We start from the raw sequence: 24,657 nt of genomic DNA, 5'->3' as shown, positions 1-24,657 counted from the left end.
TTTTCTTTTTTGAAAATAGCAAAGCTTGCTAAATTCACAATCCCTTACATTATAGCACTTTGACTGCCGTTAGTAAAATTGAAATAAATCCTAAGCATTTATCATATGAAACATTTACTCAGTCCCCTCTCCCAAACGAATAATCTTATCAAAATATGGTTCATTTTCCTTTATAAGATGGTGGGTAACCGTGATATAAGTGATATTAGGATCACTTAATAATAGGTGCTCAATACGAGTAGCATTATTGTGGTCAAGATTTGCAGTAGCTTCATCAAAAATCACAACAGAACATCCTTTTAAAAATGCTCTTATCAGGCCTATTCTTTGTTTTTGGCCCTCCGAAAAGCTACCGTCGCTTACTTGCTCATCTATACGGTTTAAGAAAGATAAAAGATTAACTCTTTCAAGAACTTTCTTGATTTGTGTATCAGTAATAGCTTCATTCCAAAGGGTTAGATTGTTCCTCAAGGTATCATTATAGATATGAGTTTGACTCCCAACATAGGCACATTCAGACACGATTGAGTTCTCATCAATCTCTTTTGACTCCAATTTTCCAAACAAGATTTTTCCCTCGTAATCTTTAAGATTACCTAGGAATATATTAAGCAGGGTTGACTTCCCACTACCTGAGCATCCAGTAATAGCATACTTGCCTCCTTTTTTAAAGGTTTGGGTGAATCCCTCAAAAATAGCCTTATCTCCAAAATGATAACTTACATTCTCAAAGCGAACATCCTGAATAGTCGCTATGCAAGTCTTTGGACCCTCTGGAAAATCGTGAAATTTTCTTAAGATAGGATCGACAGACTTAATGGTCACTTGCAGCTGATTAATAGTGGATAGAGAGTTAAAAATATTACCTGATATCTGTCCTACCGAGGCAATGGTTCCAACAGTAATATTTCCAAAAATAATTAACAAACCAGTTAGAAGAAGTATCAACATCTGGGCGATAACTGAAAATAAAGCCATCAGCGTCTCAGTGCTAGTCTTTCTTTTTGTAAAAATAATTTTTTGTACAATATATTTCTCAACAATGGACCTCACTTGTCTAAGAAATATCTGTTTACGACTGGCGTAATAAACATCCGCATATCCATACAACTGATCGCTTATTCCAGAAACAAGCTCCTCATTCGCTTTGGAAAATATCTCCATTGATTTCTGCATTTTATTGGTAAATGGTTTGGGAAGATAAGTCAGACATAAAGTCAAAAAAATGGCTAGAAGAACAATCCTTACATCATAACTTAATAAGGCAATAATTGAAAACAAAGTGGTGAATACTGTTGAACAAAGAGTATAAATACTTGTAAAACCATTTGATTCAATCAATTGGATATCATTATTTAATACTGAGAGATGCTCTCCAATATCACTCTTTCTGAATTCACTAAAAGAATGGTGAATAATTTTACTAAGATAAGACTGACGAATAGACAAAGTCATTTTTTGGATTAATTTTGTTTGATGTACCGCAATAATATAATTCAAAACTAAATAAATAATGTAAAGACCTACCTCTAGACCTAACAGAGCTAAAAAAGATTGGATTCGCTTAGATACCAGCTGATTCGTCATTAAAGCTAAGGTTACCGAGGCACTCACAAAAATAGCAGCATTCAGTGCTAACAGTAAGATATGAACTAAATTGTCATACTTGTATTTAAGAATATAGGTTCTCATAGATTTCCTCACAATCTAAATCACTTTGGTATATAATCAGTTGGATAAATTGAAGACATTGGAATACCATATATCCATTGAAAATTAAAAACCATAGTGATGTCGTACTATGGTCTTAGTTTATTCTATTTTTTAACTCACTCTATAAAATTGTCATATAGTAGAATTTAACAACTCTTGATACTCTGATTCCTTAGCAAGCAATAACTTTTCCGCACCTAAAGTCCTAAGAGTTTCTAAACACCCCTCAATTAGATTTCTCCCTTCAGCAACTTCACCCGACTTTATCAAGTAAGACCCCATTACAAATATCAACTCATGTCTTTCATATAAGAGGACCTCAGGAATTCCACTATCATTGACTAAATCTAAATAGTATTTCGCTAAATCTAATTCATCACGTCGTAAAAATTCAGAAGCTGCATTAATAAGAAGACTAATTCGGATTCTTTGATTTGAGTCGCTATTTCCAAAAAGTCTAGTTCTATACACAATCTCCTTGGTCAAAACATTAAGTGTCTGGGTGGAAATAAACGACATACTATTTCCTAGTATGATCAACTCTCTTTTTCCCCATTGTTCAATACTAAAAAGATAGTCTGTTAATTCCCTTACCTTATTTTCATCAACCTCTTTATTTGAAACACTTGCCAAAAAAGATTCTAGCATAATACTGTTATAGAGAAATGATTTGTCTTGTGTGAGCTCAAATTTATGACGCTCTTCTCCAGCGTACTTCTGTAACGATAAACTATCGTTTTGATAATAAGCCTTACTAGCACTTTCTAATAACTTTTCAGTATGAGTTGGATTATCTTGAGATAAAATACCATAGAACTCTTCAATACTAACATCCAATTTATCTAACAAAAGAAAAAATCTAGATAATGAGATATCAGATTCTCCACGTTCAAATTTTGATAGGAAAGATACTGATAAATAATCACTAGCAAGTTCTTTCAATGTCAAATTCTTTGATAAACGAATTTTTTTCAACAAAGCACCCATTTCCACAGGTCCAATCATGATTCATCCTCCTATACTTGAACTAATTATAGCAACAATCATTTCTAAATTAAAGAGCCACAAAACCCAACTAGCCAGTCCAAAATATTTAAACTAAAAATTCGTAAATTATCCTACAAGAAATCATTAATGGAGGGTTTAGCCTACAAATGGATAAAAAAAGACCAGCCAAAGCTGATCTTATCTGAGAATTACAAGCGAGCGTTAAGTTCTGCTCCAAGTTCTTCAAATCCTGGTTTACCAAGAAGGGCGAACATGTTTTTCTTGTATGCTTCTACACCTGGTTGGTCGAATGGGTTGATAGCATTCAAGTAACCTGAAAGGGCGATAGCAATTTCAAAGAAGTAGATGATGTACCCCAATGTAAAGGCATCTTGTTCAGGAAGAGTGATGAACATGTTTGGCACATCACCATCTGTGTGAGCAAGAAGAACACCGTCTGTTGCTTTTTTGTTAACAAAGTCAACATCTTTACCTTGGAGGTAACCAAGTCCATCAAGGTCTTCTTCCAATTCAGGAATAATCACGTTCTTACGTGGTTTTTCCACACGAACAACTGTCTCAAAGAGGTTACGTGTACCTTCTTGGATAAATTGTCCAAGAGAGTGCAAGTCTGTTGAGAAGTTTGCTGATGTTGGGTAGATACCTCTTTGGTCTTTACCTTCAGATTCACCAGCCAATTGTTTCCACCATTCTGAGAAGTATTGAAGTGATGGTTCGTAGTTAGCCAAGATTTCAGTTGTGTAACCTTTACGGTAAAGGATGTTACGAAGTGCAGCGTATTGGTAAGCTTCGTTTTCAGAGATTTTAGATGAAGAATACTCTTTACGTGCAGCGTTAGCACCTTCCATAAGGGCTTTGATATCAGCACCTGAAGCTGCGATTGGCAAGAGACCTACAGCTGTCAATACTGAGAAACGTCCACCGATGTCATCTGGAACAACGAAAGTTTCCCAACCATTAGCATCTGCTTCAACTTTAACTGCACCTTTTTGGCGGTCAGTTGTTGCGTAGATACGTTTGTTTGCTTCTTCTTGACCGTATTTCTTAACAAGGAGTTCCTTGAAAACACGGAAAGCGATAGCTGGTTCAGTTGTTGTACCTGATTTAGAGATAACGTTAACTGAGAAGTCTTTATCTTCAACATACTCAAGCAAGTCTGCAAGATAAGTTGATGAAATTGAGTTACCAGCGTAAACGATTTGTGGTGCTTTGCGTTCTTCTTTTGTTTGAAGGTTAGCAAAGTGATGATTCAAGAAGTCAATGGCTGCTTTGGCACCAAGGTAAGAACCACCGATACCGATAACAACCAAAACATCGCTTTCTTCTTTGATTTTTTCAGCAGCTTTCAAGATACGATCAAATTCTTCACGATCGTAGTTTTCTGGAAGGTCACGCCATCCAAGGAAGTCTGCCCCTGGGCCAGTTCCTTTGCGAATCATTTCGTCTGCTACTGTTACTTGTGCTTGAAGGTTGTCCACTTCGTGTGGTGCTACAAATTTATCCAAAACTTTTGAATAATCAAATGTAATATGAGCCATTAGTCTCTCCTTATAAAAATTCAATTATAGCTTCTAGTTTACTCTTTTATTTGTCTTTTGACAATGTTTTTTACCCTTATTAGGTCATAATAGGATACAGTTTCTACTTAAATGTTAATTCTGCTTCAAGACCGTAGTGGTCACTTACCAAAGGTTGATTATTGCCGTCAAAAATCACACTAAGGCGCTCTACTGTCCAATCTTGGCTAGCAAAGACATAATCGATACGTAAAGGCTCTTCATTGCCCTTCCAGCCATCGATACCTGGTCCAACTGTATAGCTACCAGTTGTTTCTTTAGCTACTTCAAAACTATCTTGAAGATTGAGCGAGCTAGCCAAGATGGCTTGATGCCCTTCGCGACCTGCTGGGTTATTAAAGTCACCTGCTAGGATGAGCGGTTTCCCAATAGCTTTGAAACGTTCCTCAATACGTGCCCACTCTTCTTGGAAACCTTTGTCCCACCATGAAAGGTGAACACTAGCAACAGCAACTTCTCGGCCATCTACAGTAGTTTCAGCAACTGCTACACGGCGTGTATGGTAGTCAGTTGGATCATCAACATCTGAAACCAAGATTTCGCTCGCTGTCAATGGTTGACGTGACAAGACGGCAACCCCCTCATTAAGGTGATCATAACCAATGTGATTGTAGGCCCAAGTCCAATGGTATTGAAGCCCTTCTTCAGCTAACTTTTCCACAAGAAGACGGACAAAGTGATCTTGGTGGATTGGTGTTGCTGATGGAAGTGCATGATAGTAAGCATCCGTGTCTACAACAGAAGTCTCTATTTCTTGGTTAACTTCCTGGAAGCAAATAATATCATACTGAGCCTTTAGGATCTGTTCCTTTAAGGTTTGGAATTTTCCTTCAGCATCTTCTTCCATCCAACTGTGAGTATTTAAAGTTAGAAATTTCATAAGTTTATCCCTCTTCTGACTTGCATCTAGAAATGACATAGGGTCATTTACAAACAAAACAGCCCAAGGGCTGTCTGCTTGTTTATCGTTTAGCAAATTAAAGTTCTACTTCTGCAACTGGAGCGTTAGCAGCCAATTTACCTGTATGTTCTACTTTAACTGATTTGATTGCATCTGCATTTGTAAAGACAACAACTGTAGATGTTTCACGACCTGCTTCACGGATAGCATCAAGGTTTGCTTCAACCAAAAGATCACCTGCAGCAACTGTTTGACCTTCAGTAACTTTAACGTCGAATGGTTTACCTTCAAGACTAACAGTGTCAAGTCCGATGTGAACCAAAACTTCAAGACCATTGTCTGTTACCAAACCAAGAGCGTGTTTAGTTGGGAAGATGCTTGTCACTTTACCAGCTACTGGTGAAACGATTTTACCGTTTTCTGGTTCTACAGCGAAGCCGTCACCCATCATTTTTTGTGAGAATACTGGGTCTTTAACATCTTCGATGTTGATAACTTGACCATCAGCAACTGAATGCACTTCATCAGTCACACCTTTGAAGGTAGCTTCTGCTTTTTGAACAGCAGTCATTTGACTTGGAAGTGTTTCAGGAATAACTTCACCTGAATCAAGAACGTCTTGGATATCAGATTTCAATACGTCTGCTTTAGGACCATAGATAGCTTGAACCCCTTGTCCTTTCATGACAAGACCCATAGCTCCTTCAGCTTTCCATTGTTCTTCAGTTCCGACTTTTTCAGCGTCTTTAACAGTAACACGGAGACGAGTCATACATGCGTCAACATCGACGATGTTAGCACGTCCACCAAGAAGGTTGATAATGTTGATAACTTGTGAGCTTGCTGAGCTTGTTCCAGCACTTGCTGAGCCAGCAGATTCTGATGAAGCATCATCAGCTTGCTCATAGTTACCGTTACGTCCTGGTGTAGCGTAGTCAAATTTCTTAATCATGAAGTTTGCGATGAAGAACATGATAACACCAAAGAGTACAGTTACCCAAATGAAGTTAACGATATCCATCGCCAAACCAGCGTTAATAGCAAGTGGTGTACGTGTCAAGAACTCGATAGAACCGAATGAGTGAACACGAAGGTTAACGATATCAGCCATGGCAAAGGCACATCCTTGTACCAAAGCATAAACAATGTAAAGTGGAGTAGCCACGAACATGAACATGTACTCGATTGGCTCTGTTACCCCTGTCAAGAATGTTGCAAGTGCAGTTGCAGTCAACATCCCTTTGTATTGATGTTTTTTATCATCATCGACGTTACGGTAGATGGCTACTACGATACCCATCAAGATACCGAATGAACCAATCATTTGTCCAACTTTAAAGCGGGCTGGTGTAACAGATTCAAGAACGTGTTTGTATTGTTCTGGGTGTGCACCTTTAAGGTTTGCAAGGTCAGTAACCCAAGCAAGCCAGAGTGGGTCTTGACCCAATACTTCAGTCCCTTTAGCAGCACCTGTCAAAACTTCATAAGTACCACCCAATTGAGTGTAGTTAATTGGGATAGTCAACATGTGGTGGAGACCAAATGGCAAGAGAAGACGTTCCAAAGTACCGAACAAGAACGGTGCCAAGATTGGAGCAGTTTCTTTTGAGTTGGCAATCCACATACCGAAGCCGTTGATTCCTGATTGGATAACTGGCCATACGATAGCAAGAACGATAGCTGCGATAGCTGAACGAAGAATAACTACGAATGGTACGAAACGTTTACCATTGAAGAATGATAAAGCTTCTGGCAATTTACGGAAGTTATAGTATTTGTTGAAGGCAGTAGCTCCGATGAAACCAGAGATGATACCTACGAACACACCCATGTTGAGGGCTGGAGCTTCCAAAACACTGATGAAGTAATCAGATACCTTGATTGATTGACCAAAAACGGTGTGGACTGTAGCAGCCTTATCAGCAAGAATATCTGAAGTAACACCAAAGATTGAACCAGTCAAACGGTTAATCAAGATAAAGGCAAGACCTGCCGCAAAGGCACCGCCTGCACGTTCCTTAGCCCAGCTACCACCAATGGCAAGGGCGAACAAGATGTGAAGGTTACCAATAACCCCCCAACCAATCTGCTCAAGAAATCCACCAGTAATAACGAGTGGTGCCACGTTTGGATTAATCATGGCAACTGTTTTACCGAGAGAAATCATGAGACCTGCTGCTGGCATAACTGCGATAACAACCATGAGGGCTTTACCGAATTTTTGCCAGAACTCAAAGCCAAATTTTTCTTTTAGCTTATTCATTTCATTTCCTCCTATGTTTCGATGCAAACGCTTGCATAACTTATGTAATTATTATAGCATCTTTTTACGATTTGTAAAGCGTTTTCGTAAACTTTTTTTGAATTTTTTTACAAATTTAAAAACCCCCAGAAAAACAGGGGTTACTTGATTATTTTTAAGCCATCAAAACCATCAAAATTGGGATAACAACCATAGTTGCAAGGGTAGTCTCAGTAACCATAACAGCTGCGTAATCACTATCAGCTCCATAGAGTTTAGCAACTACTGGAGCATTGGTCATGACAGGCATGGCAGACTGGATGATAAAAACTTGTTTCATCAAAGTTGGGAGAGGTGCCCAGTAAACAATGGCAGCCATCAAGAGAGGGGCAACTACAAAGCGTCCCAACAAAATCAATACCTGGTCCTTTTTAAGAACCAACTGCTTCACACCTGCATTTGACACTGACAAACCGATGAAAATCATAGATAAAGGAGTCGTCAAACTACCCAAATACTTCAAGTCACTGGCTAAAAAAGTTGGTAATTTAATATGAAGGATAACAATAATAAGACCTAACATGAAACCCATTAGAGGGGGAGAGAAGATCTTTTTCAGACTTGTTTTTAAATCAAATTCTGCCTCTCCTTCCCCATCTCGCTGAATAAGGTAAGTTCCCAAGGTCCAGAAAAAGGTCGTATTGCACATATAATAGATAAGAACATAGGGAATACTAGCATCGCCAAAGAGGGCTTGATTGATAGGGAGCCCCACAAAAATAGTATTCGAATTAAAAAACATGGAAATAAAGAGGCCACGACGCTCCTTTTTCACTGCAAAAATGCTAGCCACCGCTGTCGCAATGCCAAGCAAAATCACCATAGACAGTGCAGGAAAACGCAATTCTGGCAACATTTTAAGTAGGTCTGTCGCTGTGAAACGCTGTGTGATCGTATAGAGCATGTAACAAGGCAGGGCAATTTGAGTGACTAGCTTCGCTATAAGACCACGTGACTTGTCGTCAAACCAGCCTTTTTCGCCCATAACGAATCCCACTAAAATCATACCTAAGATGACTAGGATTCCCGATATACTCGTTAAAAAGATTTCCATGTTTTCTCCTTTTTTGTTACTGTTACAAATAATAGTAGACACCAGAAAAAACTAATCATTTTTTCTGCCTAGAAATCTACCATTCTTATTTTAACTTCTCTCAAAAACCACTTTAGTATATCACAAAAAGAGCTTGATTTCTCAAGCCCTTTTCTTCTATTATTTACTCTGCTTTTAAGAGAGGTTCAAAGATGGATACCAGACCAAAGAAGGCGATGAAGATGAGGGTAATAGTTGCACTAGCTGGTGTTTCCCAATAATAGGAAATAAAAATACCAGAGAGCATGCCAACCAAACCAATACCAATAGCCCAGAAAATGACAGATTTAAAGGTTTGACCTATTTTCATACCAATAGCTGCTGGAAGAATCATGATGGTGGAAACCAAAAGTGATCCTGCTGCTGGAATCATCAGGGCAATCGCTATCCCTGTCACAATATTGAAGAGGAGAGACATGAGACGAACTGGCAAGCCATCTACATGAGCAGTGTCCTCATCAAAGGTCAAAAGATACATAGGACGAATAAAGAGTAGAGTCAAGACCAGTATAATAGCCGCAATAACAAAGAGGGCACGCACTTGCTCTGGGCTAATCGTGATGATAGAACCGAAAAGATAGCTATCTAGACTCATGCTACTGCTACCTGCCTTGTTACTAAGAATAAGAGCCACTGCCAATCCCATTGACATGAGGATAGCCGTTGAAATCTCCATATAATGCTTGTAACTAACCCTGAGATATTCTAAAACCAAAGCAGCAATAACCACAACCACAAGGGTCATCCAAGTGGTTGATAGTCCCAAGAAAATCCCAACAGCCACCCCAGCTAGGGACACGTGACTCAAGGTATCGCTCATCAGACTCTGACGACGAAGAATTAAGAAAAGCCCCAAAATTGGCGAAAAGATACTGATAGCAATCACGGCGAGAATAGCACGTTGCATAAAATCATAGGCTAATAATTCACTAATCATGTTTGTGCTCCTCTCCATCCTTTTCATGGACATTGAAACAACGCCAAGGCAATTTCTGGTTACGAACTAGATGAATATTACGGTCTGTGTACTCCTTGACTTCCTCTGGATCGTGGGTAATCATCAAGACAGACTTGCCATGCTTGTGAGCCGAGTGGTGCATGAGTTCATAGAAAGTATTGGCTGTTCCTGCATCCATACCCGTCGTTGGCTCATCCAAGACAAAGATATCTGGATCCGAGGCAAAAATACGAGCAATAACGGCACGTTGCTTTTGCCCACCTGAGAGATGACCAATTTGCTTGTGACGATTTTCCCACATTCCTACAGACTCAAGGGCACGTTGAACATGCTCCAAGTCGTGCTTAGTCAAACGACGGAACCAGCCCTGGCGAGGATAACGGCCAGACTTAACAAACTCGTAGACCGTGCTTGGAAAACCTGCATTAAAGCTGGCAATCTGCTGTGGAAGATAGGCCATGCGAAGCTTTTTACCATCTTTATTGGTTTCAGAGATGGTTACAGTTCCCTTCTTAGGCTTGAGAATTCCTAGGGTAGCCTTAATAAGCGTTGACTTGGCAGCTCCATTTTCCCCAGTTAGGGTCACAAACTCCCCAGAATCCAAATGATAGTGAATATTGTCCAGAACAGGCTCCGAATCATACTGGAAGCTCAGTCCTTCAACTGTAATATAGCGCATCTTAATCCTCGATTTTTTCTGCTAATTTTGTCAAGAAACGTCCAATCACCTGACGCTCTTGATTATCGAACTGATCCAATACAGACCGATAGACCCCCAAGGTCTCTTGGTGGTGTTCCTCATGCTCTTGGGCTATGGGTTGAGCTTCTTGTGTCAAGACAAAGTAGGTCACGCGCCCATCATCCTTATCTTTCTTAGCCTCCAACATGCCCTCTTTGACCAAGGTTTTAACTGCCTTGGTAACAGCAGCCTGGCTAACATTGAGGGTCTTAGCCAACTCAGAATTGGTCTTTCGTCCCTCAGACAAAAGCATGAGAATATGCTCCTGAGTATTGGTCAACTTAACCTGACTACGGCACTGACCAATGAGGAGCTCATGCTGATTTTCAGCCTTGAGCAAAATCTGATTAATCAATTGATTTACTTGTTCTTCTAGTTCTAGCATTGCTTTCTCCATTTACTTAACCAGTTAATTATATCGAAAATACCAAGGTTTTGCAAGGGAGGACCAAGAAAAAGATTGGTGATGGGCTATCATCACTATCAAGGAAGAATAAGGGTAAAATAAAAACCTAACCAAGCTGGTTAAGTTTTTATCATATATAGATTTATCGTAAAGTTGCAAAGATTTCTTCGACCTGAGCCACAGACTCGGCACGTGAGACTTCTCCACGAACCTTGGCTGCTCCGGCTGTTCCACGAAGATAGTGTGGTGCAAGACCGCGGAATTCACGAACAGCAATCTTTTCACCTTTAAGGTCTACCAAACGTTTGAGGTGGTCTTCAGCGATGTCCAATTTCTTATCAAATGGAAGCTCTGGCAACTCCTCTCCCGTTTCAAAGAAGTGGTTGATTTGCGTGAAGATGTAAGGATTGTTCATAGCTGCACGACCCACCATAACGGCGTCTACACCAAGTTCTTCAATCATGAGTTTGGCATCTTGAACGCTACGAACATCACCATTTCCGATAAATGGAATCTTAGTGATAGCCTTAGCAACACGGGCCAAAGTCTCGTGATCACAGTGACCTGTGTACATCTGCTCACGAGTACGACCGTGCATAGCAAGGGCAGAAACACCTGCAGACTCAGCCGCAAGAGCATTTTCCACAGCCAAATCACTGTCTGACCAACCTGTACGCATCTTAACAGTCAAAGGAATATCAAGTACTGATGTTACTTCCTTGACGATGTGGTAAATCTTGTCTGGATCCTTGAGCCACTTGGCACCCGCTTCATTTTTGACGACCTTATTGACTGGACAACCCATGTTGATATCAACGATATCAGCCTTGGTATTAGTCTGGATAAAGTCCGCTGCACGCTTCAAGCCCTCAGCATCACCACCGAAAAGCTGGATAGACATTGGATGCTCATTCTCATCGATATGAAGCATGTGAAGGGTCTTCTCATTATTATATAGGAGCCCTTTTTCAGAGATCATCTCCATAACCACGAGACCTGCACCAAATTCCTTGGCAATAGTACGGAAAGCCGAGTTAGTCACACCTGCCATAGGAGCTAGTACTGTACGATGAGGAATCTCCACGTTTCCAATCATGAAGGACGAATTAAGTTTAGTCATTGATGAGTTCCTCCAAGTCAGCTTCTGAAAATTCATACTTTGTTTGGCAGAATTGACAGACGATTTCAGCCCCATGGTCCTCGTCTTTCATGGCTTGAAGTTCATCCTTACCAAGCGTCAAGAGGGCATTTTCAAAACGTTCACGTGAGCAATCACACTCAAAACTAAGCTCCTCTTCAGACAAACGTTTGAAAGGTTCATCCCCATAAATGGCATTCAAGAGGGCTTCGATATGGTCATCAGACTCCAAAAGCGTTGAAATGGCTGGCATCTCTTGGATGCGTTTTTCGTAACGAGCGATTTCTTCCTCGCTAGCTCCTGGCAAGACCTGAAGCATGAAACCACCAGCAACCTTGACCTTGTCCTCTTCGTCAAGAAGTACATTAAGACCAACAGCAGATGGCGTTTGCTCAGATTCTGTCAAATAGTAGGCAAAGTCTTCACCAATTTCACCAGAAATAAGTGGTGTTGATGATGTGTAAGGATTACCAGTTCCATAATCGATGATTGAGACAAACTGTCCTTGTCCCATGAAAGGACCCACCAAAACTTCACCAGTAGCTGTTTTCTTGATGTCCACACCTGGATTTTGGATGTAGCCCTTAACATGTCCTTTGGTATCAGCTACAGAGATGATATGCCCAAAAGAGCTATTTCCGATAACCTTAACCGTAATTTTGCTCTCACCCTTTTGGTTAGCAGCCAAGATTTGGTTGGCAATAAGGGTACGTCCCAAAGCAACTGTTGATGATGACAATGTATTGTGTTTTTCTTGTGCGGTTCTAACAGTTTCTGTGCTATCAAGAACATAAGCACGGAAAGAACCTGATTCTGAAATTGTTTTAATTAATTTATCCATAGTGATTCTATTATAACACAAAAAAGAGGGTGGAAAAATCGTAAACGCTCGGCGTTTCTCTTCCACACTCTCTACCAAATTACCATGAAAATTCGGACAGTTTTTCCCTCAAACTTGCTATTTTTCTATCGTCAAAATGGTGTTTCTGCCTTATTACAGGTGGCAAATTCTCCAAATACTCCATATAGACACTGACAAGGAGGTTATAGTCATTAGTCGTCAAACGCTTGAGTTGACTATGAATGAAGGTAGTTGCCTGATCGTACTGTTCATGGATTAACAAGTCGTCAATGTAGTCATTGCCATCAATCGTGTGACCTTGCTCGTCCTCCACCTGACCTAAATCAATATCCAGAGTCTCAAATTTAAAAGCCTTACTGACCACATTAGCTGTCCCTCGAATTTGATTGAGTAGCCAGTCACTGTTATACACTCCCATATTAGTCCCCTCCATTACTTGCTATTCAAATCTATTATATCTTTTTAAATACCGATTGTAAACGCTTTCTACACTTTGCAATTTCTCTGTTACTAACAGTTATCTAGAGCTCATTGCTCGATTTTTCTAGCAAAACAAAAAGGACCATCTGGTCCCTTTAAATTATCAGAGTTTTTACCCAACTGATCCTTCCATTTCATAACTAATCAAGCGGTTAAGCTCAACAGCATATTCCATTGGAAGTTCTTTGGTAAATGGTTCCACAAATCCCATAACAATCATCTCTGTTGCTTCTTGTTCTGAAAGTCCACGACTCATGAGGTAGTAGAGTTGCTCTTCAGAAATCTTAGAAACTTTAGCTTCGTGTTCAAGGGCAACTTGTGAGTTATGGATTTCGTTAAATGGGATAGTGTCTGATTTAGACAAGTCATCCATCAAGATGGTATCACATTCGATGTGAGATACCGATTTCTTAGAATCCTTGTTGAAAGTGACTTGTCCACGGTAGTCAACCTTACCACCGTTACGAGCGATTGATTTAGAAACAATAGATGATGATGTATGCGGTGCATTGTGAATCATCTTAGCCCCTGTATCTTGGTGTTGACCTGCATTGGCGAAGGCAATTGAAAGCATGGTACCACGCGCACCTTCTCCATCAAGGTAAACAGATGGGTACTTCATAGTGACTTCGGCCCCAAGGTTACCATCAATCCACTCAACAGTCGCATTTTTCTTAGCGGTAGCACGTTTAGTTACCAAGTTGTAGACGCTATCTGACCAGTTTTGGATAGTTGAGTAGCGCATGTAGGCACCATCAAGTGCAAAGATTTCAACAATGGCTGCATGAAGGCTAGCCGTTGTGTATGTTGGCGCTGTACATCCTTCAACATAGTGAACGCTGGCACCTTCATCAACGATGATAAGGGTACGTTCAAACTGGGCAGTCGCTTCGTTATTGATACGGAAGTAGGTTTGAAGCGGAATATCCACCTTGACGCCTTTAGGTACATAAATAAAGGTACCACCTGACCAGAAGGCAGAATTAAGGGCCGCAAATTTATTGTCTGTTGGCGGAACCAGTTTTGAGAAGTACTTCTTGAAGAGCTCTGGATGCTCTTTAAGAGCTGAGTCCGTATCTGTAAAGATAATACCCAACTTGTCATACTCTTCTTTCATGTTGTGGTAAACCACTTCTGATTCATACTGAGCTGAGGCTCCAGCAAGATAGGCACGCTCTGCTTCTGGGATACCAATACGTTCAAAAGTTTCCTTGATTTTCTCAGGAACGTCTTCCCAGTCACGAGCAGGTTTGTCTGATGCTTTTTGGAAATATGTCAAGTCATCAAAGTTAATACCAGAAAGGTCTGGTCCCCACTCTTGCATGGCCATTTTGTTAAAGGTTTCCAATGATTTCAAGCGGAATTCAAGCATCCACTCAGGCTCCCCTTTTTCAGCAGACATGGCACGGACCACATCCTCGCTGATTCCTTTTCCTGTTGAAAAGACTGGTGTCACATCGTCATGGAAACCGTATTTATATTCCCCCAAATCAATGGGTTTTGGTTCTACTTTTTCATTTGTTTCAGTCATAGTATTTTCCTTTATTAAAGGTTTGATTCGTTTTCCTTTTTGCTTGGTCAAGGAGACTAACTGCTCCTTGACTTCCTAAAGCTCGCTTCTCTCTATGGCTTTTTTGAGGGCATTCCAAGAGAGTGTTGCACATTTGATACGTTGTGGAAATTTAGAAACCCCCGCCAAAAGCTTGGCTTCGCCTAGCTTATCTTCATCTTTATGATCTCCTTGAATCATAAGAGAGAAAATCTCCGCTAGCTCCAAAGCCTCTGCCTTAGTTTTACCAATAACCGCATCCGTCATCATACTTGATGAAGCTGTAGAAATGGTACAACCATCACCAGCAAAGGCAATGTCTTCAATCACGTCACCATCAAATTTGACTGACAGATTGATAACATCTCCACAAGTCGGATTATTTAGTTGAAGTTGCTCCACATCAGGTAGAACACCATGATGGTGAGGGCTCTTAGAGTGATCGGCCACAACAGCCATATATAAACTATCTAGTCTAGAGAGTGCCATTGAAAAACTCCTTCGTCGCAAGAATTGCCTCTACAAGCTTATCGCAATCCTCTTTGGTATTGTAAATATAGAAGCTTGCTCGGGCTGCTGATGAGATTCCTAAATGATTAATTAAAGGCTGAGCACAGTGGTGACCCGCACGCACCGCCACTCCTTCATAATCAAGAGCTGTCGCCACATCATGAGGGTGAAGCCCATCAATATTAAAGGCAATAACACCTGCATGCTGGCTAGGATCTTCTGGACCGTAGACTGTCAGACCATCAATCGCCTGAAGCTTAGGCAAAACATAGTCTACTAGCTCTTGCTCGTAAGCATGAATATTTTCCATGCCTAAAGCAGAGAGGTAGTCTACAGCAACTCCAAGAGCAATAGCCCCCGCAATGTTAGGTGTACCAGCCTCAAATTTCCAAGGCAATTCCTTCCAAGTGGCTTCTTGTTCATAAACAAAATCAATCATCTCACCACCGAATTCAATAGGATTCATCTGGTTAAGAATCTCTTCCTTGCCATAAAGAACCCCAATCCCTGTTGGACCTAACATCTTATGGCCAGAAAGGGTGAAGAAATCACAATCCAAATCCTGAACATCAATGGCCATGTGAGGCGCCGATTGGGCACCATCCACCACCATATAGGCACCAACTTGGTGGGCAAGCTTGGCAATTTCTTTGACAGGATTGATGCAGCCTAAAACGTTAGAGACCTGAGCTAGACTGACAAATTTTGTCTTTTCAGTAATCTTATTAGCCAAATCTTCCATATCCAATTGGCCATCTTTCAAGTAGGCATAAACAAGTTTAGCACCGGTCTTCTTACAAGCTTCCTGCCAAGGAATGATATTCGAGTGGTGTTCCATAATTGAAATAACCACCTCATCTCCTGGCTCAAGAACCTGCTCTGCAAAACGACCAACCCAGTTAAGACCAGTTGTCGTTCCACGTGTAAAGAGGATCTCTTTGGTTGATTTAGCATTGATAAACTGACGAAGCTTTTCACGACTAGCTTCGTAAGCAGCTGTTGCACGCTCAGCCAAAGTGTGCACACCACGGTGAACATTGGCATTGTCCTCATGATAGTAGGCCATGAGAGTGTCCAAAACTACTTGAGGCTTCTGAGTCGTTGCTGCATTATCCAAGTATACCAAAGGTTCATCATTAACTACCTGATCTAAAATGGCAAAATCTTGTCGAATCTTATAGGCATCTAAAGCTGACATCTTATCTCCCTATCTAGATATATCATAGGTTAGACTATCTGCGTCGATAGTTCCTAACGTTTGTTTAGTTTTGTATCAGTTACAGAAATCATTTCATCGCGCACTTCTTTAACTGGAATTTCAGTAATAACTGCTCCTAAGAAACCGCGAATAACCAAACGTTCTGCAGTGTCTTGATCAAGTCCACGACTCATGAGGTAATACATATCCTCTGGATCTACCTGACCGATTGAAGCAGCATGTCCTGCTGTAACTTCATTTTCGTCAATCAAGAGGATTGGGTTGGCGTCTGAACGTGCCTTGTCAGAAAGCATAAGCACACGGCTTTCTTGTTGTGCGTCAGCACCCTTAGCACCTTTGACAATGTGACCAATACCATTGAAAGTCAAAGTACCACGTTCCAAAATAACACCATGTTGTAGGATATGTCCCACAGAGTTGTTACCATAGTTCGTCACACGAGTATCAATCCCTTGAACCTGACGACCTGATGAAAGACCAATAACCTTAAGGTTGGCATGACTTCCATTGCCAATCAAGTCACTATCAAAGTCAGCAATAACATTGCCCTCGTTCATGATCCCGAGAGCCCAGTCAATGCTGGCATCACGACCGATACGACCACGACGACTAATATAAGTTGTGACGTTTTCACCCAAACGGTCAATAGCCGCAAACTTGACTTGTGCACCGTCTTGAGCAATAACTTCCACAGAAATGTTGGCACTAGCTTTTTCAGTCGCTTCACCTAGCGTTTCAAAACGCTCAAGGTAAGTCAATTTACTGTTTTTACCAGCCACGATCAAAACGTGTTTGTTAAATGAAACATTTGAAGTTCCATCTTGGTAAAAATAGCTTTCAACTGGCAAGTCAATTTCAACATTATCTGGTACATAAAGGACTGCTGCACTATTGAAATAAGCATAGTTATAAGCTGCCAATTTGTCCTCATCGTAGGCCACAGCCTTACCAAAGAAGGCTTCAACGACTTCTGGGATTTCCTCAAGAGCAGTCGTAAGGTCTGTGAAGACCACACCTTGGCTAATCAAGTCAGCTGGCAATTGTTCAAGAACAGTATTTGTTCCTACTTGGACCAATTTAGGGTTGTTTCCAAGCGCTGTAAAATCAGGCACATTTGCTGATGGTTCATTTTCAGTAATCGTTCCATCACCGAGATTCCAACGGTGGAATTTAACACGCTCGATTTTTGGAAGAGCCAAACTTTCAAGCTTATCAAAGGATGCTTGACGAAGGTCTTGCAACCAAAGTGGCTCTGCTTTTGCTTGTGAAAAAGCGATAATAGATTCTTTTGACATAGGTTACTCCTTTTCTAGTTATTTCGAGTAACAGACTTACGCTTCTTCGTGGTACTCGTAACCGAGCTCTTCAGCGATTTTCGCATAACCTTCTTGCTCAAGACGAGCAGCCAATTCAGGACCGCCTGAAAGAACCACTTTACCTTCCATCATTACATGTACGACATCTGGAGTGATGTAGTTCAAGAGACGTTGGTAGTGAGTGATAATCATAGCACCGAAGCCTTTGCCACGCATAGCGTTAACCCCTTTTGAAACCACTTTAAGGGCATCGATATCAAGACCTGAGTCAATCTCATCGAGAAGAGCAAACTTAGGTTCCAACATGAGCAATTGAAGAATTTCGTTACGTTTTTTCTCACCACCTGAGAAACCTTCATTAAGGTAACGCTCAGCCATTTCTTCACGCATACCAAGCAATTCCATCTTTTCATCCAATTTGGTGATGAAATCAAGAACAGAAATCTTTTCGTCATCTTCTTTACCAGCGTTCATAGCCGCACGGATGAACTCAGCATTTGTGATTCCTGGGATTTCAGCTGGGTATTGCATAGCAAGGAAAAGACCTAGGCGTGCACGTTCGTCAACTTCCAAATCAAGGATGCTTTCGCCATCAAAAAGGATGTCCCCTTCTGTGATTTCATAGTTTGGGTTACCCATGATAGCAGCTGAAAGGGTAGATTTACCAGTTCCGTTAGGCCCCATGATAGCAGCAATCTCACCAGTTTTAAGAGTCAAATTAAGACCCTTCAAGATTTCTTTATCTTCAACAGAAACATGAAGATTTTTGATTTCAAGTACAGACATTGTATACTCCTTTTTTCATATATACAGCGAGCACTTGCTCGCTAATTTGCATTATTTTTTTGAAAATAGTCTTGCTATTTTCTGGAAAATAAAAAGAGAACTTCCATTTTCCTTAATTAGAATCATTATAACAAAAAAGCCATTACTTGGCTTTTCAAATGTTTAATTTTTTCGCCCTTGCTTCCATTTTAACATGGTTGCTTGGCGATAATCACTATTCCCGATAAATTTCAGGAAGTTGAAGAGAGGTGTTCGACCAACGCCCCAAATCTCAAGCCCTTCAATCAGAATTTCCATTCCCAAAAGTAAACTCAAGAGCAAGAGAATACCACCGAAACGGCTGGAAACGTTTAACAGGAGGGCAATCAATGAAAAGAGGATAGCGATGGCATAAACCACCAGAACCGCCCCTCGATGAGTGAAGCCCATGGCTAGAAGGCGATGATGCAAGTGCATCTTGTCAGCCTCCATGGCTGGACGCCCTGACAATTTCCGGCGGACAATGGCTACCACTGTGTCAACAATAGGCACTCCAAGGATAATAACAGGTGACAAAATAGCCACTGCAGTTGCATTTTTCAATCCTTGCAATGACAAGACACCAATCATAAAGCCAATAAAAAGCGCCCCCGTATCACCTAGATAGATAATCGCTGGATGATAATTGTAAGGGAAGAAGCCCATAATGGCAGCGACCAAGACAAAGATGGTCATGGTCAAGAAAATATCAGTATCATAGAGGAAGAAATAAGAAATCACCCCCATAGTCATAAGGGAAATGATAGAAACTCCTCCAACCAAGCCGTCCAATCCATCAATCAGATTAATGGCATTGGTGATGGCCGCAATCCATAACACCGTTAAAATCAAGGTCAATACTGGCCCAAAATGAATCATGGGACCACCAAATGGAATCTTAAAGCTATCAAATCGGAAGTCTGTAAAAGCCCAAACGATAACAGCTCCAATAACAATACCAAGCATCTTAGGTAGAGGCTTTAATTCCAAGATATCATCAATGAAGCCCGTCAGAGCCACGACAGATCCACCCACAACAACCGGTAAGATATACCTGATGTAGGAAACATGCCAGATATCCTTATGGATAATCATAGGCATAAAGACCAAGGTCGCTAGTACAAAGGCCAACAAAATAGCTAAACCACCAGCACTAGGCATTGGCTTTTTATTGATACGTCTTGCATTGGGATTGTCAACAGCTCCGACACGTAAGGCCAAAGAGCGTACCAAAGGGGTCGTCACGATGGCTATCAAAAAGGTCCCAATCAAAACGAATATATAATTAATGGTCCAAGGCATGTCTTAGCTCCATTTCGTTGCTTGTAGTACCGGTAAGGCGTCCTCTTCCATCAAGATTGTTGCATGCTCTTGTAGGTAGGCACGTGTTCGGTCTGCCACATTCGCATATTCAAGAAAACGCGCATACATATTGTTCGCGTAATAATCAGGCTCATCAGCCAAGTAAAGAAGGACTGTCATATAGTAGACATCCCCAAGTTTATAAAGCTCAGAACCTTCAACAGGCACATCCTTCAAACCTTGCGTAAAAGTCACCACTTGATCAAAGTCAGAGAAGGCCAAGACATAGTGGGTATAGTCTTCACGAATATTTTCTTCAGCCACTTCCTTGGTAGGCTCTGTCATAGCCTTATCAACCTCTTCCAAGGTCTTTTCAAGCTCTTCGAGCTTATGGTGTGCTTCGATGTCACCCTTGTCCATAAAGTTACCCTCAAGAGCCTTGAGGAACTCTTCTGGAGAAAGCCCTGAGTAGTCATCCATATCTGACAAATCGTTGAAATCAAGGTCTTCCTTAAGATCTGATTTAGTCACAAAGACATCCACACGATCCTTGCGTGGCGTGACACGGAAGCTCAGCATCCCACTATTTTTAAAGTTATCAGGCAAGTCCAACTCATCCATGACAGTATAGAAAAATTCCTCTGTTTTTTCCTGGGGAATCAAGAAATCCTTCAATTCCATACCATGTTCTTCAAGATCTTCCATGGTAATCATGATTTTTAGAGTTGTCTCGCTTATTTGTTTCATTTCCATATGTAAAAAACCTCGCACGAGTAGTTATTTCATTATACTAGAAAAGCCAAGAGATAGCAATTTCTGAGCAAGTTTGAGTCTTATTTTGGAAAGGATTTCTAAAAACTTCTTAATACTAACAAAACCTTGTATTTCCCCATTTATACCTGTCATCTATCCTAGATTGTAGTATAATAAAAGTGAAGATATACATGGAGGTGATGACCATGACTGCCTATAAAAAAGGGTGGCTACGAGCTAGCATTGCTGGAGGAATAACGAGTTTATTGACGCTCTTTCTCTACTTATCGGGGCAACCTTATCAAGTAAACAAATCTACCTTTCTTACAGGGCTAATCGTCGCCATCATACTAGCAACTGCACCCATTTACGACGATAATCGTTTATCGCTCAAACAGCAATCTCTTCTCCACTTCTCAATCATGTGTGTTACCATCCTTCCAATTCTCTGTTTGTCCGGATGGTATCCCTTGCATAATATCGTGGACTTCTTGAAAATCCTAGCTAGCTTCTTGACTTGCGGACTGGTCCTATGGTTGCTAGCTTACCTTATCTTTGGAAAACTTCTCCACAAATAATCTCTAAACCAGATAAAAAAGGACTTCAAATGAAGTCCTTTTTCAGTTTACTTGAACGTAATTATCCGAAAATAAGTTTGACAGCTCCATAAAGAAGCACAATAATACCAAGCACGATACGGTATTTTCCGAAAACTGTGAAATCATGTTTCTTAATGTAATTCATCAAGAAGCGAATCACGAACAAGCTGACAACAAAGGCTGTCACACTAGCTACCAAGAGAATAGCCACTTGTCCACCTGTCAAGGTATTCCCGTCAATGAAATACTTAACCGCCTTAAGTCCACTATAACCAAACATGGTTGGAATACCAAGGAAGAAGGTAAAATCAGCAGCTACGCTACGACTAGTACCAACGATGATACCCCCAAGAATAGTAGCACCTGAACGGCTTGTCCCTGGAATGATACTCAAGACTTGGAAAAGACCAATATAGAAAGCCGTCTTGTAAGACATACGAGCCAAATCCGTTACCTTAGGCTCTACACGTCGATTGCGGTCCTCAATCCAAATAAAGGCAATCCCGTAGACCACCAACATGATAGCTACTACAAAGAAATTACTGAGATGGGCCTCCATCCAGTCATCTAAAAGAAGACCAAAGAAGGCTGAGGGAATACAGGCAATGACCACCTTGAGCCAAAGTTGCCAAGTCAATTGCACTTCACGTGCTGTCTTACCAGGTTGGAAGGGATTCAAACGTTTAAAGTAAATGACCATAACCGCCAGAATAGCACCAAGTTGGATAACGATATTAAACATATCGATGAAGTCTTTACTTTGTCTCAAGTTCAAGAATTCATTCACCAAAATCAAGTGACCCGTAGATGAAATCGGTAGCCACTCAGTGATACCTTCGACAATCCCAAGAAAGACTGCTTTTAGTAATTCAATAATAAATTGTGCCGTTTGCATAATTATCTCCGTTTTAAAATGCTAGCCTCATCACACCAAAAATGATCAAGGCTCCAAATCGTCCTTCCCATTATATCAAATTACAACTTGTATTTGAAGACAATCTTGATATAGAGATTGTTTTTCTAATCCCAACTTATTGTCATTAATCCTAATTTCCTGTAAAATAGTAAGGTATGACATTTTTATAGGAGACATTGTTTCAATGAAAAAAATTATTATAGCCTGCTTTGCAGCGCTCCTCCTCGTTTTTGGCGGAGTATCAAGCGCTCAAGCAGACGAGTATCTCCGTGTCGGTATGGAGGCTGCCTATGCACCTTTCAACTGGACGCAGGACGATAACTCAAACGGAGCCGTTCCAATCGAAGGTACTAAACAGTATGCCAACGGTTATGACGTGCAAATCGCTAAAAAAATCGCTGAAGCTCAAGGCAAGAAACCCTTGGTAGTCAAAACAGCTTGGACAGGTTTGATTCCTGCCCTCACTTCCGGCAAAATCGATATGATCATCGCAGGTATGAGCCCAACAGCTGAACGTCGTCAAGAAATCGACTTTTCAGACAGTTATTACCGAAGCGAACCTGTCATGGTTGTCAGCTCAGACGGTGATTATGCCAACGCTAAGAGTCTCAAAGACTTCAAGGATGCTAAAATCACAGCTCAACAAGGGGTTTATCTCTATAATTTGATTGACCAAATCCCAGGTGTCAGCAAACAAACCGCTATGGGAGACTTCGGTGCTATGCGCCAAGCCCTTGCATCTGGTATCATCGATGGTTATGTTTCAGAGCGTCCTGAAGCAAAAACTGCCGAAGAAGCTAGCTCAAAATATAAGATGATTACGCTTAAAGATGGTGGTTTCCAGGTTTCAGACGATGACGTCTCCTTGGCCGTCGGCCTTCGCAAAGGAGACAGCCAGCAAATGGAACAAGTCAATAAGGTCCTTGCTGGAATCAGCCAAGAGGAACGTGCTAAACTGATGGATCACATCATTGACATCCAACCTGCAGATAAGACTGATGAGGCTAAAAAAGGAAACTTCTTTAGTCAGATGAGCACTATCATCGCTAAGAACTGGCCACAATTCTTACGTGGTACAGGAATTACCCTTCTTATCTCAATTATCGGTACAGTTGTGGGTACTTTCATCGGTCTTATGATTGGTGTTTACCGCACAGCTCCTAAGGCTGCTAATAAATTTGTAGCCTTGCTCCAAAAACTCTTCGGTTGGGTGCTTAATGTCTATATCGAAGTTTTCCGTGGTACGCCAATGATTGTACAATCTATGGTTATCTACTACGGTACTGCCCAGGCCTTTGGTATCAATATTGATCGTACCCTAGCAGCTGTCTTCATCGTTTCTATCAACACCGGAGCCTACATGAGTGAAATCGTTCGTGGTGGTATCTTCGCCGTAGATAAAGGACAATTTGAAGCTGCAACTGCTCTTGGATTTACCCACGGTCAAACCATGCGTAAGATTGTTCTTCCACAGGTTATCCGTAACATCTTGCCAGCTACTGGTAATGAGTTCGTTATCAATATCAAGGATACCTCTGTTTTGAACGTTATCTCTGTTGTGGAACTTTACTTCGCTGGTAACACTGTCGCAAGCCAAACTTATCAATACTTCCAAACATTCTTTGTTATCGCAGCAATCTACTTCGTCCTTACCTTCACAGTGACACGCATCTTGCGTTATGTAGAACGCCGTTTGGATCAAGATACTTACACACAAGGAGGGGTTCACTAATGACTGAGACGATTTTAGAAATTAAAAACCTCAAAAAATCATACGGAAAAAATGAAGTCCTCAAAGATATCTCCCTCAGCGTCAAAAAGGGTGAGGTTATCTCAATTATTGGTTCTTCAGGTTCAGGGAAATCAACCTTCCTTCGCTCTATTAACCTACTCGAATCACCTTCAGGTGGTGAAATCCTCTATCATGGGGACAACGTCCTTGAAAAAGGTTACGACCTCACTACCTATCGTGAAAGACTCGGTATGGTTTTCCAATCCTTCAACCTCTTTGAAAACCTTAATGTCTTGGAAAATGCTATCGTAGCTCAAACAACTGTTCTCAAACGTGACCGTAAAGAAGCTGAAAGCATCGCCAAAGCTAACTTGGAGAAAGTTGGTATGGGGGAACAATACTGGAAAGCTAAACCAAAACAACTTTCAGGGGGACAAAAACAACGTGTGGCCATTGCCCGTGCCCTCTCTGTTGATCCAGAAGCCATCCTCTTTGACGAGCCAACTTCAGCCCTTGACCCAGAAATGGTAGGGGAAGTACTCAAGACTATGCAGGAGCTATCCGAAACTGGTTTGACCATGATTATCGTTACCCATGAAATGGAGTTCGCACGTGATGTTTCAGACCGTGTCATCTTCATGGATAAAGGGGTAATTGCTGAACAAGGTAGCCCAGAACAAATCTTTGAAAATCCTAAAGAAGAACGTACTAAGGAATTCCTTAAACGTTTCTTGGGTTAAATACGAAAAAGTTAAGGTTTCGACCTTAACTTTTTTAGAT

Annotated in this window: 23 protein-coding genes; 3 read left to right on the top strand and 20 right to left on the bottom strand. The window is 41.0% G+C overall.

From position 1 onward, the window contains the following. Positions 1 to 114: 114 nt before the first annotated feature. The 19 genes from HMPREF3112_RS00220 to mecA form a co-directional block, all read right to left on the bottom strand. On the bottom strand, positions 115 to 1,692 hold the full coding sequence (locus tag HMPREF3112_RS00220) for an ATP-binding cassette domain-containing protein (RefSeq protein ID WP_038675212.1): 1,578 nt from the start codon (positions 1,690 to 1,692) through the stop codon (positions 115 to 117). Positions 1,693 to 1,845: 153 nt separating this feature from the next. Then, complete coding sequence (locus tag HMPREF3112_RS00215) at positions 1,846 to 2,718, bottom strand: helix-turn-helix domain-containing protein (RefSeq protein ID WP_070437417.1); 873 nt, start codon at positions 2,716 to 2,718, stop codon at positions 1,846 to 1,848. A gap of 191 nt (positions 2,719 to 2,909) precedes the next feature. Beyond that, entirely contained in the window at positions 2,910 to 4,259 is a 1,350-nt protein-coding gene (locus HMPREF3112_RS00210) for a glucose-6-phosphate isomerase (protein ID WP_002883580.1), read from the bottom strand. 103 nt (positions 4,260 to 4,362) lie between these two features. Then, positions 4,363 to 5,178, bottom strand: coding sequence for an endonuclease/exonuclease/phosphatase family protein (locus tag HMPREF3112_RS00205; RefSeq protein WP_002886451.1), 816 nt, complete (start codon positions 5,176 to 5,178; stop codon positions 4,363 to 4,365). Positions 5,179 to 5,275: 97 nt separating this feature from the next. Then, positions 5,276 to 7,462, bottom strand: coding sequence for a PTS transporter subunit IIBC (locus HMPREF3112_RS00200; protein ID WP_002883689.1), 2,187 nt, complete (start codon positions 7,460 to 7,462; stop codon positions 5,276 to 5,278). Positions 7,463 to 7,616: 154 nt separating this feature from the next. Then, positions 7,617 to 8,555, bottom strand: coding sequence for an AEC family transporter (locus HMPREF3112_RS00195; protein WP_038675204.1), 939 nt, complete (start codon positions 8,553 to 8,555; stop codon positions 7,617 to 7,619). A gap of 163 nt (positions 8,556 to 8,718) precedes the next feature. Further along, positions 8,719 to 9,531, bottom strand: a complete 813-nt coding sequence (locus HMPREF3112_RS00190) for a metal ABC transporter permease (protein ID WP_038675203.1) — start codon at positions 9,529 to 9,531, stop codon at positions 8,719 to 8,721. After that, positions 9,524 to 10,231 (bottom strand): metal ABC transporter ATP-binding protein, encoded by a 708-nt coding sequence (locus HMPREF3112_RS00185; protein ID WP_038675201.1) that lies wholly within the window; start codon positions 10,229 to 10,231, stop codon positions 9,524 to 9,526. The genes HMPREF3112_RS00190 and HMPREF3112_RS00185 overlap by 8 nt, the downstream gene beginning before the upstream one ends. Before the next feature lies 1 nt (position 10,232). After that, the gene (locus HMPREF3112_RS00180; protein ID WP_038675197.1) at positions 10,233 to 10,676 is read right to left on the bottom strand and encodes a zinc-dependent MarR family transcriptional regulator; all 444 of its coding nucleotides are present in this window, start codon (positions 10,674 to 10,676) and stop codon (positions 10,233 to 10,235) included. A 163-nt stretch (positions 10,677 to 10,839) separates the two neighbouring features. Further along, on the bottom strand, positions 10,840 to 11,817 hold the full coding sequence (gene dusB, locus HMPREF3112_RS00175) for a tRNA dihydrouridine synthase DusB (RefSeq protein ID WP_002883588.1): 978 nt from the start codon (positions 11,815 to 11,817) through the stop codon (positions 10,840 to 10,842). Next, positions 11,810 to 12,676, bottom strand: coding sequence for an Hsp33 family molecular chaperone HslO (gene hslO / locus HMPREF3112_RS00170; RefSeq protein ID WP_002883609.1), 867 nt, complete (start codon positions 12,674 to 12,676; stop codon positions 11,810 to 11,812). Before hslO ends, dusB begins: the two co-directional genes overlap by 8 nt. Positions 12,677 to 12,755: 79 nt before the next feature. Further along, positions 12,756 to 13,115, bottom strand: a complete 360-nt coding sequence (locus HMPREF3112_RS00165; RefSeq protein WP_002886442.1) for a hypothetical protein — start codon at positions 13,113 to 13,115, stop codon at positions 12,756 to 12,758. A gap of 174 nt (positions 13,116 to 13,289) precedes the next feature. Then, positions 13,290 to 14,708 (bottom strand): Fe-S cluster assembly protein SufB, encoded by a 1,419-nt coding sequence (sufB, locus tag HMPREF3112_RS00160; RefSeq protein ID WP_002883666.1) that lies wholly within the window; start codon positions 14,706 to 14,708, stop codon positions 13,290 to 13,292. A 75-nt stretch (positions 14,709 to 14,783) separates the two neighbouring features. Further along, on the bottom strand, positions 14,784 to 15,215 hold the full coding sequence (sufU, locus tag HMPREF3112_RS00155) for a Fe-S cluster assembly sulfur transfer protein SufU (RefSeq protein ID WP_002883658.1): 432 nt from the start codon (positions 15,213 to 15,215) through the stop codon (positions 14,784 to 14,786). Further along, a complete protein-coding gene (locus HMPREF3112_RS00150) occupies positions 15,202 to 16,434 on the bottom strand; it encodes a cysteine desulfurase (protein ID WP_070437414.1) in 1,233 nt (410 codons plus the stop codon). The genes sufU and HMPREF3112_RS00150 overlap by 14 nt, the downstream gene beginning before the upstream one ends. 53 nt (positions 16,435 to 16,487) lie before the next feature. Next, entirely contained in the window at positions 16,488 to 17,750 is a 1,263-nt protein-coding gene (gene sufD / locus HMPREF3112_RS00145; RefSeq protein WP_048673972.1) for a Fe-S cluster assembly protein SufD, read from the bottom strand. Between the two features lie 36 nt (positions 17,751 to 17,786). Continuing rightward, positions 17,787 to 18,557, bottom strand: a complete 771-nt coding sequence (sufC, locus tag HMPREF3112_RS00140; protein WP_038675193.1) for a Fe-S cluster assembly ATPase SufC — start codon at positions 18,555 to 18,557, stop codon at positions 17,787 to 17,789. Between the two features lie 162 nt (positions 18,558 to 18,719). Continuing rightward, the gene (locus HMPREF3112_RS00135; protein ID WP_048673974.1) at positions 18,720 to 19,877 is read right to left on the bottom strand and encodes a glycosyltransferase family 4 protein; all 1,158 of its coding nucleotides are present in this window, start codon (positions 19,875 to 19,877) and stop codon (positions 18,720 to 18,722) included. A gap of 3 nt (positions 19,878 to 19,880) precedes the next feature. Beyond that, the gene (mecA, locus tag HMPREF3112_RS00130) at positions 19,881 to 20,630 is read right to left on the bottom strand and encodes an adaptor protein MecA (RefSeq protein ID WP_002883698.1); all 750 of its coding nucleotides are present in this window, start codon (positions 20,628 to 20,630) and stop codon (positions 19,881 to 19,883) included. A 206-nt stretch (positions 20,631 to 20,836) separates the two neighbouring features. Here mecA and HMPREF3112_RS00125 point away from each other — a divergent pair, with 206 nt between their 5' ends. Next, a complete protein-coding gene (locus HMPREF3112_RS00125) occupies positions 20,837 to 21,208 on the top strand; it encodes a DUF3021 family protein (protein ID WP_022496532.1) in 372 nt (123 codons plus the stop codon). A gap of 61 nt (positions 21,209 to 21,269) precedes the next feature. Here the strand turns inward: HMPREF3112_RS00125 and HMPREF3112_RS00120 are convergent, their stop codons facing one another. Continuing rightward, positions 21,270 to 22,124: an undecaprenyl-diphosphate phosphatase gene (locus HMPREF3112_RS00120; protein WP_002883622.1), complete on the bottom strand. Its 855-nt coding sequence runs from the start codon at positions 22,122 to 22,124 to the stop codon at positions 21,270 to 21,272. 205 nt (positions 22,125 to 22,329) lie between these two features. Here HMPREF3112_RS00120 and HMPREF3112_RS00115 point away from each other — a divergent pair, with 205 nt between their 5' ends. Beyond that, positions 22,330 to 23,877 carry an ABC transporter substrate-binding protein/permease gene (locus HMPREF3112_RS00115; protein WP_070437411.1) on the top strand — a complete coding sequence of 516 codons (1,548 nt, stop codon included), beginning with the start codon at positions 22,330 to 22,332 and terminating at the stop codon, positions 23,875 to 23,877. Beyond that, on the top strand, positions 23,877 to 24,617 hold the full coding sequence (locus HMPREF3112_RS00110) for an amino acid ABC transporter ATP-binding protein (protein WP_002886432.1): 741 nt from the start codon (positions 23,877 to 23,879) through the stop codon (positions 24,615 to 24,617). The genes HMPREF3112_RS00115 and HMPREF3112_RS00110 overlap by 1 nt, the downstream gene beginning before the upstream one ends. The last annotated feature ends 40 nt before the right edge of the window (positions 24,618 to 24,657 follow it).

The sequence above is a fragment of the Streptococcus sp. HMSC10E12 genome (assembly GCF_001807855.1).
Lineage (GTDB): Bacteria > Bacillota > Bacilli > Lactobacillales > Streptococcaceae > Streptococcus > Streptococcus salivarius.
Note: the sequence above shows the minus strand (reverse complement) of the source record. Positions and strands in the feature narration are given on the sequence as shown.